We start from the raw sequence: 15,197 nt of genomic DNA, 5'->3' as shown, positions 1-15,197 counted from the left end.
TGTTCCAGTACCTCGATGAAGACGGCGCTCTCCATCCGATCCGCTCGCAAGACGTCAACGCCTATATTCGGGAGGCCGCGGCCGGCGACTTCAGCTCGCGGCAATTCCGGATCTGGGGTGCCACGCGTATGGAGGCTTCGGCTTTGGCGATCATCGAGCCCGGCAGCAGTGCCGCCGGGCGGGCAAGGCAGATAAACGAGATCGTCGACAGAGTGGCCGCGAAACTGGTGAATACACGGGCCGTCTGCCGAGGATCCTACATACATCCGGGCGTGTTCGAAGGTTTCGAGGACGGCAGCCTGGCGAAGATCGCCAAGACGAAGGTGAGGAAAAGATCCAGCATTCTGAAATGGTTGGATGAAGACGAGGTAGCGGTGCTGCGCTGGCTGGAAGAGCTGGAGTGACCAGTAGTCTATCTATCCGATCGCAGGTGACCGCGACATTCGTGGCATCTCAGGCAAATCGCAGCAGCAAGATCACGAGAACCGCGGCCAGCAAGCCTCCGATGAAAACCAGGCGCTGCCAGTGGCGCTTCAGGATAATCTCGCCCTGGCGAACATCCTGAGCTGCAAATGTCGGAGGTTCCACCCGCTTCTGATCGGTCTCATCGTCGTTCATTTCTGCCTCTCTTACGCCGCCGCCATCTGCAGGCAGGTCTCGGCGCACTTGCGGCAGGCATCCACGCACTCCGCCATATCGCCGATCCGCTCGCAATCCACAGCGCATTCGCTGCAGATTTCCGCGCATTCGCGGCAGACATGCGAATGGTGCCTTGAGCCGATCATCATGAAATGCGCTGACGTGCGGCATATCTCCGCGCACGCCATCATCAGCCTGAAATGCTGGGGTTTGGTATGTTCGCCACCGACTTCCAGGCAATGGTTCATCGCCGTGGACAGGCAAACGCTGTAGCAGCGCAGGCAGTTCTCGACGCATTGCTGTGTTTTGCTATCCAAATGCATTGTCGTCTCCCTGGGCTGTTGCGTCTCAAGCTTCGTCATGACTACCGGGCCTAAGCCGGCAGGCCCGCCATTGTTCCCGGCCCTCGGCCTTTTGATCGCGATCCATGCAGCCGAAATCGCCGGTTTCCCCGCTTGTCGCGTCCACACGCAACAAACGGCTCCCTCATGGGTTTGGTCGAATGGTCTGGATGGAACAGGAGTTTCGGTGATGACCGTTATCAAGTTTTCGAAGGCTTGGCGGGAGGAGAGCAATCCGGAGGCCGAATTTCGTATCGTCGATGATTTTGGACAACATATGTTTCGTTTCCTCGCTGAATACGAGTTCGATGGCCGGATCTTCAGCTTCAGCTTTTGGGCCCATGACATAACCGATGCCGAGCGACGCGTTGCGTGCATGCGCGGCAGCCTCAACCTTCAAGGACAGATTTAATGCGAGGCGTGACCTATCGCGATCGGCCGCGATCCGAGAGACGAGCCGGCGGAACAAGACGCGCCGCTGGCGGATTTATATCTCTGGCGCCAATGGCCTGATTTTTACTCAGCGATGCCGCGCCACCCTTCCAAAAGGAGAATTTCCGATGCTCAGGTCGCTTTTCAGAGAATTCGCTGGAGCGGACGACAAATTACGTGATCCTTGTCCGAGCCTCGCATCGTTTCGCAACAGGTGCAACGTCCTCGTACTCTTCGAAGGTTCCAATGATGACCGGCCCATAAGGCAGGAGGAGGAGCTTCTGCATCATGAAAAGAACCTGACCGATCATGACGTGACCGTGCTGAGGGTCGCCGGTGGCGGGGTCTTTCAGCTTTTCGAGGAGCCGTACGAACTCGACGCCGACGATATTCGACGCGATCTGCAAGGCCCGTCGGACGACGAATTCGAAATGGTATTGGTCGGATTGGATGGCATGACCAAACTCAGATCCCATGCGCCTCTGCCGGCAACCGTCATCCTGGGTGTCCTCGACAAGCTCCCGCCGTCGACGTCATAATTCGAAACGGCGAGCGATAGGCGTTTGGCGGCCGCGTCCGCTTTCACATGGCGAGTTTTGAAAGGAGAGGTGGACCGCGCAGACGGCGATGGGGCATTAGCAGAAGGGACAAATTCCACGCGATCCGGCTTTCGAACCTACAGCCACGTTGAAGGTTCCCGAACCATATGAGAAAATCGTGCGGTCGCCAAAGTCCTTCGCATCGATCTGCAATTTACGGGATTGGGATTGCGAAAGGGCCGGATGAGCGGCCGACCGACGCAACCGAGGTGCCGAATGCACGCGGTCTCGATGCCGAACACGGCAGCAGGCCGGGTTTGACTACAAGCCGGCAGATGGAGAGGATGGGTTCATTGTAACCTGTGCTTTCCGGGAGATGATGATGGGGAAAGGGAAGGCTAGGGCCGCTGACGAAACGGGCTCTTTGGTCTCCGTGTCACTGGATTCGGAGGAGGCATCCAATGAAGGAGAACCCACTCCGAGTAGAAGCTTGAGCGAGAATCTCACCCAGCAATATGGATCGCATGCGCCTTCGGCGGATGGCTGGCTGGCCGCCATCGTCGAAAACTCCGATGATGCGATCATCAGCAAGACCCTTGGCGGCATCATCACGAGCTGGAACAGCGGCGCCGTACGCCTCTTCGGATTTACGCCGGCAGAAATGATTGGCCAGCCAATCACCATTCTGATCCCTGATGAGCGGCTCCACGAGGAGACAACGATCATCGGGCGAATCCGCCGAGGCGAACGGGTCGATCACTACGAGACGGTGCGCCGGCGCAAGGATGGAAGCCTTGTCGATGTCTCCCTCACTGTATCGCCGATCCGCAACGAGGACGGGTCGATCATCGGAGCGTCGAAAATCGCGCGGGACATTTCCGAGCGCAAACGTGAGCGCGAACGCCAGACGCTGCTCCTGCGCGAGATGAACCATCGCATCAAGAACATGTTCGCAATCACCAATGCACTGATCACGATGAGCCTGCGATCGGCTACAAGCGCGCAGGATCTTGCCGACAATCTGCGCAGACGGATCGTTTCCTTGGCTCGCGTTCATGAACTGACATTGCCGGATCTTTCCGGAGATGTAACCGCTCGACCGTCGACCACTCTCCTTTCCCTCTTTGACGCGGTTCTTGCCGTTCATCGGGAGGACGATCGGCAGCGGATACAGATTCACGGCTCGGATGCCCCGATTGGAGGCTTCGCGCTGACATCGCTCGCGTTGCTGCTACATGAATTCGCCACCAACGCGATCAAATACGGAGCACTTTCCCTCCCGCAGGGGCAAATCAGGATCGACCTTGTAACGGACGGCGAACTCAGCCTGATCTGGACGGAAACTGGCGGCCCAGCCGTTACGTCACCTGGAGAAAGCACCGGCTTCGGATCCCAGCTTGAACGAGTGACCGTCGAAGGCTCGCTCAGGGGATCGATCACACGGGAATGGAGGCCGGAAGGGCTTCGCATTCATTTGCGGGTTCCGCTGGAGAACCTGACTCGCTGACATCACCGCTTCCCGTGCGTCCTGATCGGCTAGTCTGCCGGCGCCCCTGCTCAGCGTTCCAATTCGATGATTGCGCAGCCATAGCCATCGAGATCAAGCCCGCCGGCGACGGCCTTTCCGTTGTCGAGCAGGTTATTGCCGCGGGGCACAACGAGGCTTGTGGGCTGATCGGTGTAGTTTTGGACGAACAGCAGCCTACGTTCCTCGTTCATGCGCATAGTGACCTCGACGCCAGCCGGAAGGTCGTCCACAAGCGGCTGAACATCTGCCGCCGGGAACAGCCGTTCGGATAGCGCAGCCGTCAGTTCGGGCGTGAGATAGGTGCCGAGATAGACGACTTGCCCCTTGCCGACCTTGCGAGAGGTCGCCATCGGCTGACCGTCCGCATAACGATTGGACCAGGCGGCGACGATCTCGGTATCCGCGTCGACGGCGAGGTTTTCGTAGAAATGTCCGGCAGTCAGTTCCTGGTTGCCGATCTTGAAACGGCGCGTCCTGCGCTGCGATTCAGCGGGCCTGTTTGGCGGCACTACCAGGCCACCCGAGCGCTCCATCACGTCGAACAATCCGCTTGCGCCGGGTGCGGCAAGACGGCCGAAATCCTCGACGCGCACGCCAGCGAGCTTGGAAAGGGACGCACCGGGGGCAGTCTGCCTGATGACGTGATTGTTCTCGTCCCGCGTGCCCGTGCGTGCGCCGATAACGACCGTGCCACCCTGCTCCGCGAAGGCCTGAAGTTTGTCAGTCCATTCATCCTTCCACATCACCCAATGCGGAACGTAGAACAGCTTCAGCTTCGAAAGATCATCCTCGGGATGAATGAAGCCGCAGGCGATGCCGCGATCATAGCAATACTGGTGCAGGAGAACCGCCTCGTCCTGGGGGCTTGGCAGTCCAATCGAGTAGGTCTTATGGGCTTCCTGATTGTCGAAGTCCGAACCGGCAATGCCCACATCCATGCGTACGTATGTGCCAAGGATCTTGTCCTTCAGCGCCGTCATTTCGGTCGCGAACTGCTTGGCTTCGTCATAGCGATGACGGCCGACGTCGTCATGGTCGATGATACCCATCCAGTAGATCTCGGCACCGAAATGGGCTGGACGCCAGCGGAAGAACATCAGTCCGTCAGCCCCATGCGCGACCGATGACATGGCCATGCGCCGAAGCTCGCCCGGCTCCGGTGTCAGCGTGCAGAAGCCCGGCTGACTGCCAAAGCCGGACTGTTGCTCCGGCACGATATAGTTACCCGAAAAGCCGCGGCATATATCGAGGTGCAGGGCCTGGACCTTTGCGTGGTTTCCGATGCGCTGAAACTCGTCGTAGAGCATCGGATAAATGTCGTAGCCGACGAAATCGAGATCGGTGGTGAACTGACCGCGGAAATCGATATCCCGCAGGCCGCCAAGGTTGTGGAAGACGAACCATGATGGGTTCGCGGCCCGCAAGATCTCGACCTGATCGTGCTGAAACCGCGCCGTCGCAAATGCAAGGAAGCGATGGTAGTCCTGCACATGGCCGGGGCTGGGGAAGGTCGGGCCGAATTCGATCGGAAGCACAACCTGGTTGAAACTGTCATAGGCAGTTGCCCAGAAATCGCCGCCCCATACCGCGTTCAGCTTGCTGATAGTGCCGTATTTCTCGGCGAGAAAAATCTGGAATTCGCTCAACGTCGCCTTCGAGTAGCTCTCCGGCATGCTCGTGTTCAGTTCATTGTCGGTCTGCCAGCCGACAACATGCGGGTTGTCGCGATAGTGTTCGGCCATCGCCCGGGTGATGCGGCGGCTGTGTTCGCGGAATACGGGACTTGCCGTATCGCAGTGTTGACGCGATCCGTGGCTCATCGGACGGCCCTTGGCGTCAACGCGCAGGATCTCGGGATGGGCAACCGTCAGCCAGCGCGGCGGCGTGGCCGTCGGCGTGCACATGATCGTATCGATCCCGTACCGCCCGAGCATGGCTATGGCGCGGTCGAACAGATCGAAATCAAAGGTGCCGAACCTGGGCTCGAGAATATGCCAGGCAAATTCCGCCATTCTCACGACGTTGAAACCTGCCTTCGCCATGCGCTCGGCATCGCGCTCCCAATAGCTCTCGTCGACATGCTCGGGATAGTGGGGAGCGCCGACGAGAAAGCGGTCGGTCTTGACGGTATTCCAAGCGGATGGGGTCTTAGCAATGTTCTTGTCAGACACGGTCTTATTTCCCGAATTCATTTGTCGATGATCGTTTTGCGGGCGCTGATCGTGCGTCCGCCATTGGATGAGAAGAGATAAAGCTCTTTGGCGTCGAGCTTCAGTGCCACTGCTTGGCCGGATGTGAAGGGAGCGACGTAGCTGAGCTGCACGGTGATATTTCCGGTGCCGCTTTCCGACGCGATGGTGCGCAGGCTGCCCGCGTCAACGTAGAGGATGGTCTCACGACCGAGGTGCTCGACCAGTTGCACCTGCCCTTCGATCGCACCGCCATGTGCGACATCGGTGACGATCGATATGTTTTCCGGCCGAACACCGAGCGTCAGGTCGGCGCCCTTTTGCGGCGCCACTCCATCCGACAATTCAACCGTCAACGGGATGATGCCGGGCGCGGAGACCCGAACGTCCCGGCCGGAGACCTCGTCCACGGTTACGGCAAGGAAGTTCATTCTCGGAGCTCCAAGGAAACCCGCGACGAAGAGATTTTCGGGATTTCTGTAGAGTTCCAGCGGTGAGCCCACCTGCTCGATCACGCCTTGGTTCAGCACCACGATACGGCTCGCCATGGTCATGGCTTCCACCTGATCGTGGGTCACGTAGACCATGGTCGCACCGAGTTCTGCGTGCAGACTGCTCAGCTCGACGCGCATCTGGGTCCTCAACGCCGCATCGAGATTCGAAAGCGGTTCATCGAAGAGGAACACATCCGGAGAACGGGTGATGGCACGGCCGATGGCAACACGTTGCCGTTGGCCGCCCGACAGTTGCTTCGGCCGTTTCTCAAGCTGATCGGTGATGCGCAGGATCTTGGCGGCGCGCGCAACGGCGGCATCGATTTCGGCCTTGGGTCGTTTGGCCATGCGCAAGCCAAACCCCATGTTCTCCGCCACGGTCATATGCGGGTAAAGCGCATAGGACTGGAAGACCATGGCAATGCCACGATCCCCCGGCTCTTCCTTGCTGACGTCGCGGCCATTGATCATGATCTGGCCGGACGAAATCCCTTCGAGGCCGGCGATCGTCTTGAGGAGGGTCGACTTGCCGCAGCCCGAAGGCCCGACCATGACGATGAACTCCCCCTGCTCGACGGCAAGGTCGATCCCGCGCAAGGCGTGGTATCCACCGTAATTCTTGTTGATCTGTCGCAGTTCGAGGCTGGTCATGCTTCCTGGCTCTCTGCTGTTGGAATTCTGGATTTTGGGAAAGGAAATGCCTCTTTGTTCATCCTTTGACGGCCCCCATGGTGAGACCAGCGATGAAATGGCGCTGCATGAGGAAGAACATGATGACGGGCGGCACGGCGACGACGATCGTGCCTGCCGAAATGAGGTTCCATGCCGAAACCCATTCTCCGCGCAGATTGGCAAGACCGGCAGTCACGGGCTTCACCGAGTCGCTGACCGTCAGCACCACCGCCCAGAAATAGTCGTTCCAGATGAAGGTGAAGATCAGAATGGCCAATGCCGCAAGGGCTGGCCGGACCAGTGGCACGGCAACATGGATGAGCGTCTGGAAAGGGGTTGCCCCTTCCGCGCGGGCCGCCTGAAAGAGTTCGTCAGGCAAGGCGGCGATAAAGTTCCGCATGAAGAGCGTCGCAAATCCTGTCTGGAAGGCAACATGGAAGATGATCAGCGCTGTCGTCGTGTCTATCAGATTCAGCCGCACCATAAGATCGCGCACCGGGATCATCATGATCTGGTGCGGCAGGAAATTGCCGCCAACGAAGAGCGCAAAGATCAGCATATTGCCCGGAAAGCGATAGCGGGAGAGAACGAAGCCCGCGAGCGTGCTCAGAACCAGGACACCGATTACCGAGGGAATGGTGATCGTCAGACTGTTCAGGAAATACTGGGCCATCGGGGTCTGCGTGAAGACCGCCGTGTAGTTGTCGACCACACCGAGTTCGGTCGGCCAGCCCCACAGATTGCCGCTCATGACATCGGTCGTTGAACGGAACGACGTCAGGACGATCGCAAACAGAGGGCAGAGCCAGAGAAGGAGGACAAGCAGCACCGCCAGGACATAAAACCGTCGCTGCCAGATGGCTGTTTCCGGAATAGGGCGAGGATACATCAGCCACCTCTCTCTTCTGTGCGAATGATGCGCGAAAGGTACCAGGTGATGAAGACGGCCATGATCACGAAAAGAACGGATGCGATCGCCGCGCCGTAGCCGAAGCGGTAAGAGAAGATCGACTGCTCGTACATCTGATAGGCCAGCACCGAGGACGATCCGAACGGGCCTCCGGCCGTCATCACGGAGATCATGTCAAAGGACCGAAGCGCACCGACGACTGTCACCGCGATGGCAATGAAGGTTACTTGCGTCAGTTGCGGCAGGACGATGTGCCACAACATGTTCCATCCCCTCGCCCCGTCCACGCGGCCTGCGCCTATGAGCTCCTCGCTCAGATTGTTCAGGCCGGCGAGATAGAGCACCATGCAGAAAGTAACCTGCGGCCAAAGCGCTGCGATGACGATCGCAAATGTCACAAAGTGCTCGTCGGAAAGAACCGCCGGGGCGGTTGCGCCGAATGCCTTGAAGATCAGGGCCAGAAGTCCGAACTCCGGCGTATAGACCCATGTGAACACGACCCCCACCGTGACCGAAGCCAGCACAAGCGGGATGAAGAACAGGGACTTCAGGAAGCGCATACCCCTTATTTTCTGATTGACCAGCAACGCTATGGCGAGCCCAAGCGGCGGTGCGGCCATGAACATGATCAGCCAGATGAGGTTGTTCTTCAGCGAAACGTAAAACTGCGGGTCGTTGAAAAGCTCGATGTAATTTCCAAAACCGACCCAGTTCATCGGGCCGAAACCGTCCCACTCGTGAAAACTGATCCAGACGCTCCGCACGGCCGAGAGCAGGATGACCGTGAAAAAGAGCAGGATCGCCGGTGCGATAAGCAAAGTGGGAGTGAGCCACCAACGTTGGCGGCGCCAAATCATCAACATATCCAGAGCCTCATTGGAGTTATGAGGGAGCGGAAGCGCGCTTCCGCTCCCCGGGCACCGGGAGGAGAACTAGAGTTTGTAGATGCGCTTGCGGGTGCCTTCGAGGCGCTGAAGAATGGAGTCGCGCCGATCGGGCTTCGCCATGAATTCCTGGAAGCCGACGAGGCCGGCCTGAGCCATATCGGGGTCGCTGTCGCGGTCGTAATACTGAGAAGCACCCTGTAGCTTCTTCAACGTCTCGACTGCTACGTTGACGAGCGGGTCCTTGCTGGGCGGAAGATCGTTGCGCGGCGGCACGTTTCCGCCGGGCTCCAGATAGGCCGCGAGATTTTCCGGCTTGTAGAAATAGGCGAGGAATTCGCGAGCGCCCTGCTTGTTCTTCGCGTTCGCAGGAATGTGGATCGAATTGACCGAGAACTCTTCGAAGTGACCGACCTTCGTGTCCAGAACCGGGAAAGTGGCATAAGACAGTTGCGGCAGATCCTCGGCGGTGAAGGCGGACTTTAGGAAGGCGCCGAGATTCATCATGCCGGCCTTTTTCTGGGCGAGCAGCGCTGCGGCCTCCTGCCAGCCAAACGACGTATGGTTGGCGGTGAAGAACTCCTTATTGATCATCCCTTCCCATTGGTCGAAAACCGGCTTCAGGGATGGATCAAGATAGCTCATCTCGCCGTTCATCAGCGCCATGTGCTTGTCGAGGCCATTGATACGCAGGTTCATCTGATCGAACCAACCGGCAGCCGGCCAGAGTTCCTTGGTTCCCATGGCGATCGGGGTGAGACCGGCCGCCTTGCACTTGTCGCCGTAAGCCACAAATTCCTCGGCCGTCGTCGGCACAGTCAGGCCATGCTGATCGAACACATCCTTGCGGTAGAACATCCCCCAAAGGGTGCCGCCCGTCGGCAGGCCATATTGCTTGCCATCGACGGTGACCGTTCCCGTCGTCGCGCCGAGCACATCTTTGTATTTTTCCTTTTCGAACAGATCGGAAATATCGTCGAAGAGGCCGCGCTTTACGAAAGCACGCATGCGATTGCCCGAAAACCATGTGCAAATGTCGGGCGCGCCGGCAACAAGGTAGTTACGAATGGCCGTCTTGTGGGCCTCGTGGTCCATGTTGTTGATGACGACGCTGACCCCGGCTTCCTTCCCGAAGTTCTCTGCGATCGTCTTCAGCACCGTAAGCGCCTCGGCATTGTTTTCCGCCGAGATCACCGTGACTTTCTGCGCCTGGGCAATTGCGGGCGCGGACAGGCCGCCCGCCAGAGCTGCCGCCGATACGGCACCTGCGCCTTTCAGGAAGTTGCGGCGAGTGGATGGAAAGATTTGCTTGAAATGCACCATAGAGTTCCTCCCAGTTGATCGATCAACACGTCCTGGCAAGCTCTCCCCTCGAGATGCATGTCAGGCATTTAACGCGCCGATTTTGTCGCTTATTCTCAGGGCGGAAACCGCATCCGGAGTTGATCGGCGGGTGGAGTTATGCATAGATCGATAGAGCCTGCAATAATTAATTTACAAAATTAAGGAACTAAAAGTGAAGCTGAAGGGCGATCAGAGCACGGCAAGGGCGCTAAATCGACGCCTGATCCTCAATCTTTTGCGCATGGAGGGGCCGCGAAGTCGCGCCGATATCGCAACAATTACAGGGCTAAGCCCTGCAGCCGTGACCTTCGTTGTCGGCGATCTCTGTGAGGAAGGCATCGTTGTGGAAGGCCAGGCCGTGACCGGCCTTACCGGCAGGCGTCCAATCCCGGTGCAGATCAACTACGAGCATGGGCTCGCGGTTGGATTCAAGCTGATGACGGATTCGGTTGAATGTGTCACAACCGACCTTGCGACGAATCCCCTGGCGGCAATGCGCATACCGCTTGCCGGTCATGAGCCCGACTATGTCGCCGACCTGCTCGCCAACACCGTTCCTGAAATGGTCAAGCTCGCCGGACGCCCGCATGCCAAGCTCGCGGGTATCGGCATTTCTATGCCGGGCGTCATCAACGATGAACAGACGGCGTGTGTCCGCAGTCATCGCTTCCAGTGGGACAATGTTCCCCTCGCCTCGCTTGTGGCAACGCGCGCAAACGTACCGGTCTGGCTGGAAGACGACACCAACGCCTATGCCATTGCGCAGCAGCTTTTTGGGTTGGGAAGACAGCATCGCAACATGGCCGTCCTCGCAGTGGGTGTCGGCATAAGCTGCGCGCTCGTCATCGAGGGAAAGCTCTATCGCGGCGCAAATGGCGCGGCCGGCAAGTTCGGCCATACGCTTTATGAAGAAAATGGCCGCGTATGCGAATGCGGCAAGCGCGGCTGTCTCATGGCCTATCATTCCGAAGTGTCGATCTTGAGACGCTGGCGCGAAGCAACCGGGTATGGCAAAGACAAAGGCCTTCCCGAACTCCGCAGTGCGCTGGCTGCCGGCGACGAGGCCGCGGTCGCCCTTGTCGAGCATTCCGGCAAAAGTATCGGAACTGCGCTCGCCAATCTCGTCAACATCACGGATCCGGAAGTCATCGTTGCCGGCGGCGAAGCCGTCTCGTTTGGCGACCATTTTCTCGGACCACTGCGGGATGCCCTGGCTGCCAGGACCTTCAGAACAGCCCCTCCCCTGCTTCCGGACTGGGAAGACAACTCCTGGGCCCGCGGCGCGGCCGCGCTCGTCACCCAAAAGATGTTCGATTTTGAATTGTCGAGCGGCTTCACCGACATTGGCCGAACATACGCCGGCGGCACACAGAAATCCGCCGGTTAGCCGCTTGTTGCAGGAAAGGTTCGCGACATGCCGGTTGCGAGCTTGCTACCCCCAACAAGCAGGCCGTTTTGATCGAAAATGACCGCTCTCGCGGTCGCCAGTGACCGAGCGCAATAACAGCCGTAGATTAACAGGGGAAAAGCTTCACGCAGGTAACGGTGTTGTAAGCACAATTATCGACGTTATGACTATGTGGGAGGGCTGAAGGGGCGCAGCTCGGAAATAGGAGGGGAATAAAAAAATGAGACGCACAAAGGAGGAAGCTGCTGAAACCAGACGCGAGATATTGCGCGCGGCGGAAGCATTGTTTCTCGACAACGGCTATGAAAATGTCACGCTGGACGAAATAGCAACGGCGGCAGGCGTTACGCGCGGAGCGGTCCATTGGCACTTCAAGAACAAGCAAGGCCTGTTGTTTGCGATCCGCGATAAGGCGCAGCAGCCGTTCAAGGAACTTGCGGAGCGAATTGCGGAAGGACACGCACCCAATCCGCTGGAACTGCTGGCGGAGACGATTTCGGCGACATTCGCAGAGCTTCAGCAGGAACCGCGTAAACGCGGCCTATTGAAAGTCATCATGTATCTCGACATGGCATTTTGCGAGGAAGTCGCAGGCAGCGGGGATTCCTTCCGCCATGACATGCGGGAGCACTTCGCGAGAATTTTTCATTCCATGGACGCCATAAGGCCGTTGCCTCCTCCTTGGACGGCAGATACCGCCGCTTCCGCTTTGACCGCGATCATTGGAGGGTTGGTCGGAGAATGGGCTCTCGATAGAGGCGACTTTCAATTGGTTCCCTGCGGCCAGGCTCTCATCAAAATGATCCTCGCCACCTGGTTTCCGACGCATTAGAGGCCAGACAGGCGCTTAGTTAGAAAGGATTCGGTAGGGAAAACCGAACCCTTTCCGTATTTGATCGGAGGTCAACCGATCAGTGTAAGAAGCCTGCGGGATTGGAAACCGCAGGCTTCTTCTACCCGGCACGAGGCCGGATAACTTCGGATTAGAAACTACGCTGGAAGCGCAGGATGCCGGCCCACTGGTCCTGATTGACCGAATCCCAATCCGTGTAGGAGATTTCGGGTTCGATTAGCAGGTTCTTGACCGGGTTCCACTTGACGTTCGTCGTAGCGGCGAAGATCTTGGAGTCGGTGTAGGCGAGCTGCAGGTTCCACTTCAGCTTGTCGTTGATCGGAACGCCAACGCCACCCCAAACAGCCCAGTCGCCCCAGCCGCAAAGATCAGGACGACCTGCCGGGCAAGCAGAGCGGTCCAGGTTGGTACCGGCGTACTTGTTGAGCTTGTCGCCGTCCGTGTTCCAGCCGCCCATCAAGAAGGCCGAGAAGGCGCCGAAGTCGGCGTCGACACGAGCCTTGATAGCGCCTTCTTCGACGATCGAGTCGTAACCGCCGACGACCTTGACACCCCAGATGCCGGACTTGAAGCCAGCACCAGCAACGGCGTCCGGAGCGTAGTGATCCGCCTTGTCATCGCTCCACCAGCTCGAACCATAGGATGCACCCGAGCCGCTGGAGTTGGAGTCTTCAACCGAGACCACAGCCGTGAAACCGTTGCCGGCGTCGTAGTTGTAGGTGATCTGGTTGAGTTCGTACGGACCATCATAGATCACGTCGTCGTTGATGACGTCGCCGGCGTAGCCGATGTACGAATTGTACTGCGAGTCTGCCTTACCGACCGTGAAGCCACCGAGGCTGATATTGGCAAACAGCAGTTTGGTGGTCGTCGAATTGCCTTCGCTCCAGTCCCAACGCAGTACCATGTTGGTCTTCAGCGGGCCGTATTCGGTATCCGTTGCGGTATCGAGATTGAGTTCAGCGCGGGTATGCCACAATGTGCCGGTCTTGTTCGTCGGGCTATAGGCATCGTACCACTCGCCTTCGGTGCGAACTTGGCCGCCGATCTTCAAGCAAGTTTCGGTACCCGGAATGAAGAAATATCCCGCGCCATAGGCGTCGCAAATGCGAACATACTGAAGGGGCTCCGGTTCGGCAGCGACGACAGCATCAGCTGCGTGCGCGCTGGAAACTGCGGCTAGCGCGGCAGCAGAACTGATCAGAAGGCCTTGATGTTCATTTTTTCTCCAATCTATGTGCCTGATCGGAACGACCCGGAGCCTGTCCGTTACGTTCATTCATCCGGCTGTTCCCTATAATCGAAAGTTTGTGAACTTCCGGCCGCAAGATAGCCAGAGAAGCACCGGAGCCAATATAGTATTTGGGCAAATACAAGAAAATTGCCGACATAAATCCGTCATAGATGCAGAAATACATCAGTAAATTAAGAATAATCGAATATATAAGTCCTAATTTGGCGTCAGAAATATTCATAAACATACAGGCTGTACGTATAACTATACATATTCCAGTTACAATACTTATCAGTAGGGTTCATATGGTAAGGTACTATTATCATTTTGAGTCGAGTTATTGTGGGAATTGATCCTCTTACGGCTGTGAATTCATTGCTTCCACTGCCTCCACGGGTTGTCCAAGGTGGGTGCTGCGATAAGATTTTCCCACCAAGAATGCAGATCTGTTGCTACGAATAGCTGGCGACAGGTTCGGGCCGCCGTCAGTCCCAGCTTACAGATGCCTTGCCCATGGGATGGCAAAAGGTATTCGTAAGGGCGGTTACGAGAGAAGGAGGGCTGCAGTCGCAGTCCGGTCGAAAGCTTGTTGCAAGACCGTCAAAGGCTGGACAAACCCGTTTGATATGGGCAAACCGATACCATGTTCGCCCTACCCTGATGCCATCGATCAGGCAGGATCATGAGCGCCATATTTCGCGGAGGCCAAAGTGACAAAACCAACCTATTTCGCGCCGGCGGGCGGCGCTCCGAAGCAGACGGAACTCCTAACCGGCCGCGCGGTCTTTACCGAAGCCTATGCCGTGATCCCCAAAGGCGTGATGATGGACATCGTCACAAGCTATCTGCCCTTCTGGGACGGAACACGCCTTTGGGTGCTCTCGCGCCCGCTTTCCGGCTTTGCGGAAACCTTCTCGCAATACATCATGGAGGTCGCCCCAGGGGGCGGCAGCGATCAGCCGGAATTGGACCCGCATGCCGAAGGCGCGCTCTTCATTGTAGAAGGAGAGGTGACGGTCGAACTGGGGGGAGACGTTCATGTGCTCCATCCCGGCGGCTTCGCCTTCTTGCCGCCTTCGTCCGGTTGGCGGCTTCGCAATCGCGGATCTGTCACCGCGCGGTTCCACTGGGTCCGCAAGGCCTATGAGGCCGTCCCGGGCTTGGATGCGCCAGAACCGATTTTCACCAATGAACAGGAAATCGCACCCACACCGATGCCTGGAACGGAGGGGAAATGGGCAACGACCCGATTCGTCGATCCGTTGGACCTGCGCCACGACATGCATGTCACGATCGTCACCTTTGAACCAGGTGCCGTCATCCCCTTTGCAGAAACCCATGTGATGGAGCACGGTCTCTACGTACTCGAGGGCAAAGCCGTCTACCGGCTGAATCAAGATTGGGTGGAAGTCGAGGCTGGCGACTTCATGTGGCTGCGCGCCTTCTGCCCTCAGGCCTGCTACGCAGGCGGGCCAGGGAAGTTCCGCTATCTCCTTTATAAGGATGTCAATCGCCATATGAAGTTGTCGCGGTATTAAAGACTGCATGTGACATCCGATTATCGCGCCTTAAGCGTTACCCTTGAGAGCGGGCGAAACGCCCGCTTTCTACCGTCGGCAGGAGACAGTCATGGATTTGAAAGACGCAACATTGTTCCGGCAGGCCGCATTGGTCGGCGGCGACTGGATCGAAGCCGATCCCTCGAATGCGATCAAGGTCGACAATCCGGC

Annotated in this window: 13 protein-coding genes and 2 pseudogenes; 7 read left to right on the top strand and 8 right to left on the bottom strand. The window is 57.8% G+C overall.

All coding sequences use genetic code 11. From position 1 onward, the window contains the following. Positions 1–404: pseudogene (locus C9E91_RS06550) on the top strand (DNA topoisomerase IB); the annotation flags it as partial. Between the two features lie 49 nt (positions 405–453). Here the strand turns inward: C9E91_RS06550 and C9E91_RS19750 are convergent. Both C9E91_RS19750 and C9E91_RS06545 read right to left on the bottom strand, forming a co-directional pair. Next, entirely contained in the window at positions 454–618 is a 165-nt protein-coding gene (locus tag C9E91_RS19750) for a hypothetical protein (protein WP_181316026.1), read from the bottom strand. An 11-nt stretch (positions 619–629) separates the two neighbouring features. Further along, complete coding sequence (locus C9E91_RS06545) at positions 630–962, bottom strand: four-helix bundle copper-binding protein (protein WP_107107561.1); 333 nt, start codon at positions 960–962, stop codon at positions 630–632. Positions 963–1,170: 208 nt separating this feature from the next. Here C9E91_RS06545 and C9E91_RS19745 point away from each other — a divergent pair, with 208 nt between their 5' ends. The 3 genes from C9E91_RS19745 to C9E91_RS06530 all read left to right on the top strand — a co-directional run bounded on the left by C9E91_RS19745 (position 1,171) and on the right by C9E91_RS06530 (position 3,458). Beyond that, positions 1,171–1,392 (top strand): hypothetical protein, encoded by a 222-nt coding sequence (locus C9E91_RS19745; protein WP_107107560.1) that lies wholly within the window; start codon positions 1,171–1,173, stop codon positions 1,390–1,392. Next, the gene (locus C9E91_RS06535; RefSeq protein ID WP_245407441.1) at positions 1,334–1,951 is read left to right on the top strand and encodes a DUF4174 domain-containing protein; all 618 of its coding nucleotides are present in this window, start codon (positions 1,334–1,336) and stop codon (positions 1,949–1,951) included. Before C9E91_RS19745 ends, C9E91_RS06535 begins: the two co-directional genes overlap by 59 nt. A 490-nt stretch (positions 1,952–2,441) precedes the next feature. Then, positions 2,442–3,458 (top strand): PAS domain S-box protein, encoded by a 1,017-nt coding sequence (locus C9E91_RS06530; RefSeq protein WP_245407440.1) that lies wholly within the window; start codon positions 2,442–2,444, stop codon positions 3,456–3,458. A 50-nt stretch (positions 3,459–3,508) separates the two neighbouring features. On the opposite strand, the gene C9E91_RS06525 is transcribed toward C9E91_RS06530, so the two are convergent. From C9E91_RS06525 to C9E91_RS06505, 5 genes are all read right to left on the bottom strand, one after another. After that, positions 3,509–5,650, bottom strand: coding sequence for a beta-galactosidase (locus tag C9E91_RS06525; RefSeq protein WP_107107562.1), 2,142 nt, complete (start codon positions 5,648–5,650; stop codon positions 3,509–3,511). Positions 5,651–5,667: 17 nt separating this feature from the next. Next, positions 5,668–6,813 carry an ABC transporter ATP-binding protein gene (locus C9E91_RS06520; protein WP_107107557.1) on the bottom strand — a complete coding sequence of 382 codons (1,146 nt, stop codon included), beginning with the start codon at positions 6,811–6,813 and terminating at the stop codon, positions 5,668–5,670. A 58-nt stretch (positions 6,814–6,871) separates the two neighbouring features. Next, positions 6,872–7,723, bottom strand: coding sequence for a carbohydrate ABC transporter permease (locus C9E91_RS06515; RefSeq protein ID WP_107107556.1), 852 nt, complete (start codon positions 7,721–7,723; stop codon positions 6,872–6,874). Continuing rightward, positions 7,723–8,607 (bottom strand): carbohydrate ABC transporter permease, encoded by an 885-nt coding sequence (locus tag C9E91_RS06510; RefSeq protein WP_107107555.1) that lies wholly within the window; start codon positions 8,605–8,607, stop codon positions 7,723–7,725. Before C9E91_RS06510 ends, C9E91_RS06515 begins: the two co-directional genes overlap by 1 nt. 69 nt (positions 8,608–8,676) lie before the next feature. Next, entirely contained in the window at positions 8,677–9,951 is a 1,275-nt protein-coding gene (locus C9E91_RS06505; RefSeq protein WP_107107554.1) for an ABC transporter substrate-binding protein, read from the bottom strand. A 193-nt stretch (positions 9,952–10,144) separates the two neighbouring features. Between C9E91_RS06505 and C9E91_RS06500 the strand changes: the two genes are divergently transcribed. Both C9E91_RS06500 and C9E91_RS06495 read left to right on the top strand, forming a co-directional pair. Next, the gene (locus tag C9E91_RS06500) at positions 10,145–11,359 is read left to right on the top strand and encodes an ROK family protein (protein ID WP_107107553.1); all 1,215 of its coding nucleotides are present in this window, start codon (positions 10,145–10,147) and stop codon (positions 11,357–11,359) included. 241 nt (positions 11,360–11,600) lie between these two features. After that, entirely contained in the window at positions 11,601–12,212 is a 612-nt protein-coding gene (locus C9E91_RS06495) for a TetR family transcriptional regulator (protein ID WP_107107552.1), read from the top strand. A 151-nt stretch (positions 12,213–12,363) separates the two neighbouring features. Here C9E91_RS06495 and C9E91_RS06490 read toward each other — a convergent pair. Next, positions 12,364–13,454 (bottom strand): annotated as a pseudogene (locus C9E91_RS06490) (porin). Positions 13,455–14,177: 723 nt separating this feature from the next. Between C9E91_RS06490 and C9E91_RS06485 the strand changes: the two are divergent. Then, positions 14,178–15,005: a bifunctional allantoicase/(S)-ureidoglycine aminohydrolase gene (locus C9E91_RS06485; protein WP_107107550.1), complete on the top strand. Its 828-nt coding sequence runs from the start codon at positions 14,178–14,180 to the stop codon at positions 15,003–15,005. The last annotated feature ends 192 nt before the right edge of the window (positions 15,006–15,197 follow it).

Source organism: Rhizobium sp. SEMIA4064, from assembly GCF_003025035.1.
Classification (GTDB): Bacteria; Pseudomonadota; Alphaproteobacteria; order Rhizobiales; family Rhizobiaceae; genus Rhizobium; species Rhizobium paranaense.
This window is presented reverse-complemented; position numbering and strand designations above follow the sequence as displayed.

Coding starts and splice junctions, on each gene's coding strand:
- C9E91_RS19750 (WP_181316026.1), bottom strand. CDS start 618: ATGAACGACGATGAGACCGATCAGAAGCGGGTGGAACCTCCGACATTT.
- C9E91_RS06545 (WP_107107561.1), bottom strand. CDS start 962: ATGCATTTGGATAGCAAAACACAGCAATGCGTCGAGAACTGCCTGCGC.
- C9E91_RS19745 (WP_107107560.1), top strand. CDS start 1,171: ATGACCGTTATCAAGTTTTCGAAGGCTTGGCGGGAGGAGAGCAATCCG.
- C9E91_RS06535 (WP_245407441.1), top strand. CDS start 1,334: ATGCCGAGCGACGCGTTGCGTGCATGCGCGGCAGCCTCAACCTTCAAG.
- C9E91_RS06520 (WP_107107557.1), bottom strand. CDS start 6,813: ATGACCAGCCTCGAACTGCGACAGATCAACAAGAATTACGGTGGATAC.
- C9E91_RS06515 (WP_107107556.1), bottom strand. CDS start 7,723: ATGTATCCTCGCCCTATTCCGGAAACAGCCATCTGGCAGCGACGGTTT.
- C9E91_RS06510 (WP_107107555.1), bottom strand. CDS start 8,607: ATGTTGATGATTTGGCGCCGCCAACGTTGGTGGCTCACTCCCACTTTG.
- C9E91_RS06505 (WP_107107554.1), bottom strand. CDS start 9,951: ATGGTGCATTTCAAGCAAATCTTTCCATCCACTCGCCGCAACTTCCTG.
- C9E91_RS06495 (WP_107107552.1), top strand. CDS start 11,601: ATGAGACGCACAAAGGAGGAAGCTGCTGAAACCAGACGCGAGATATTG.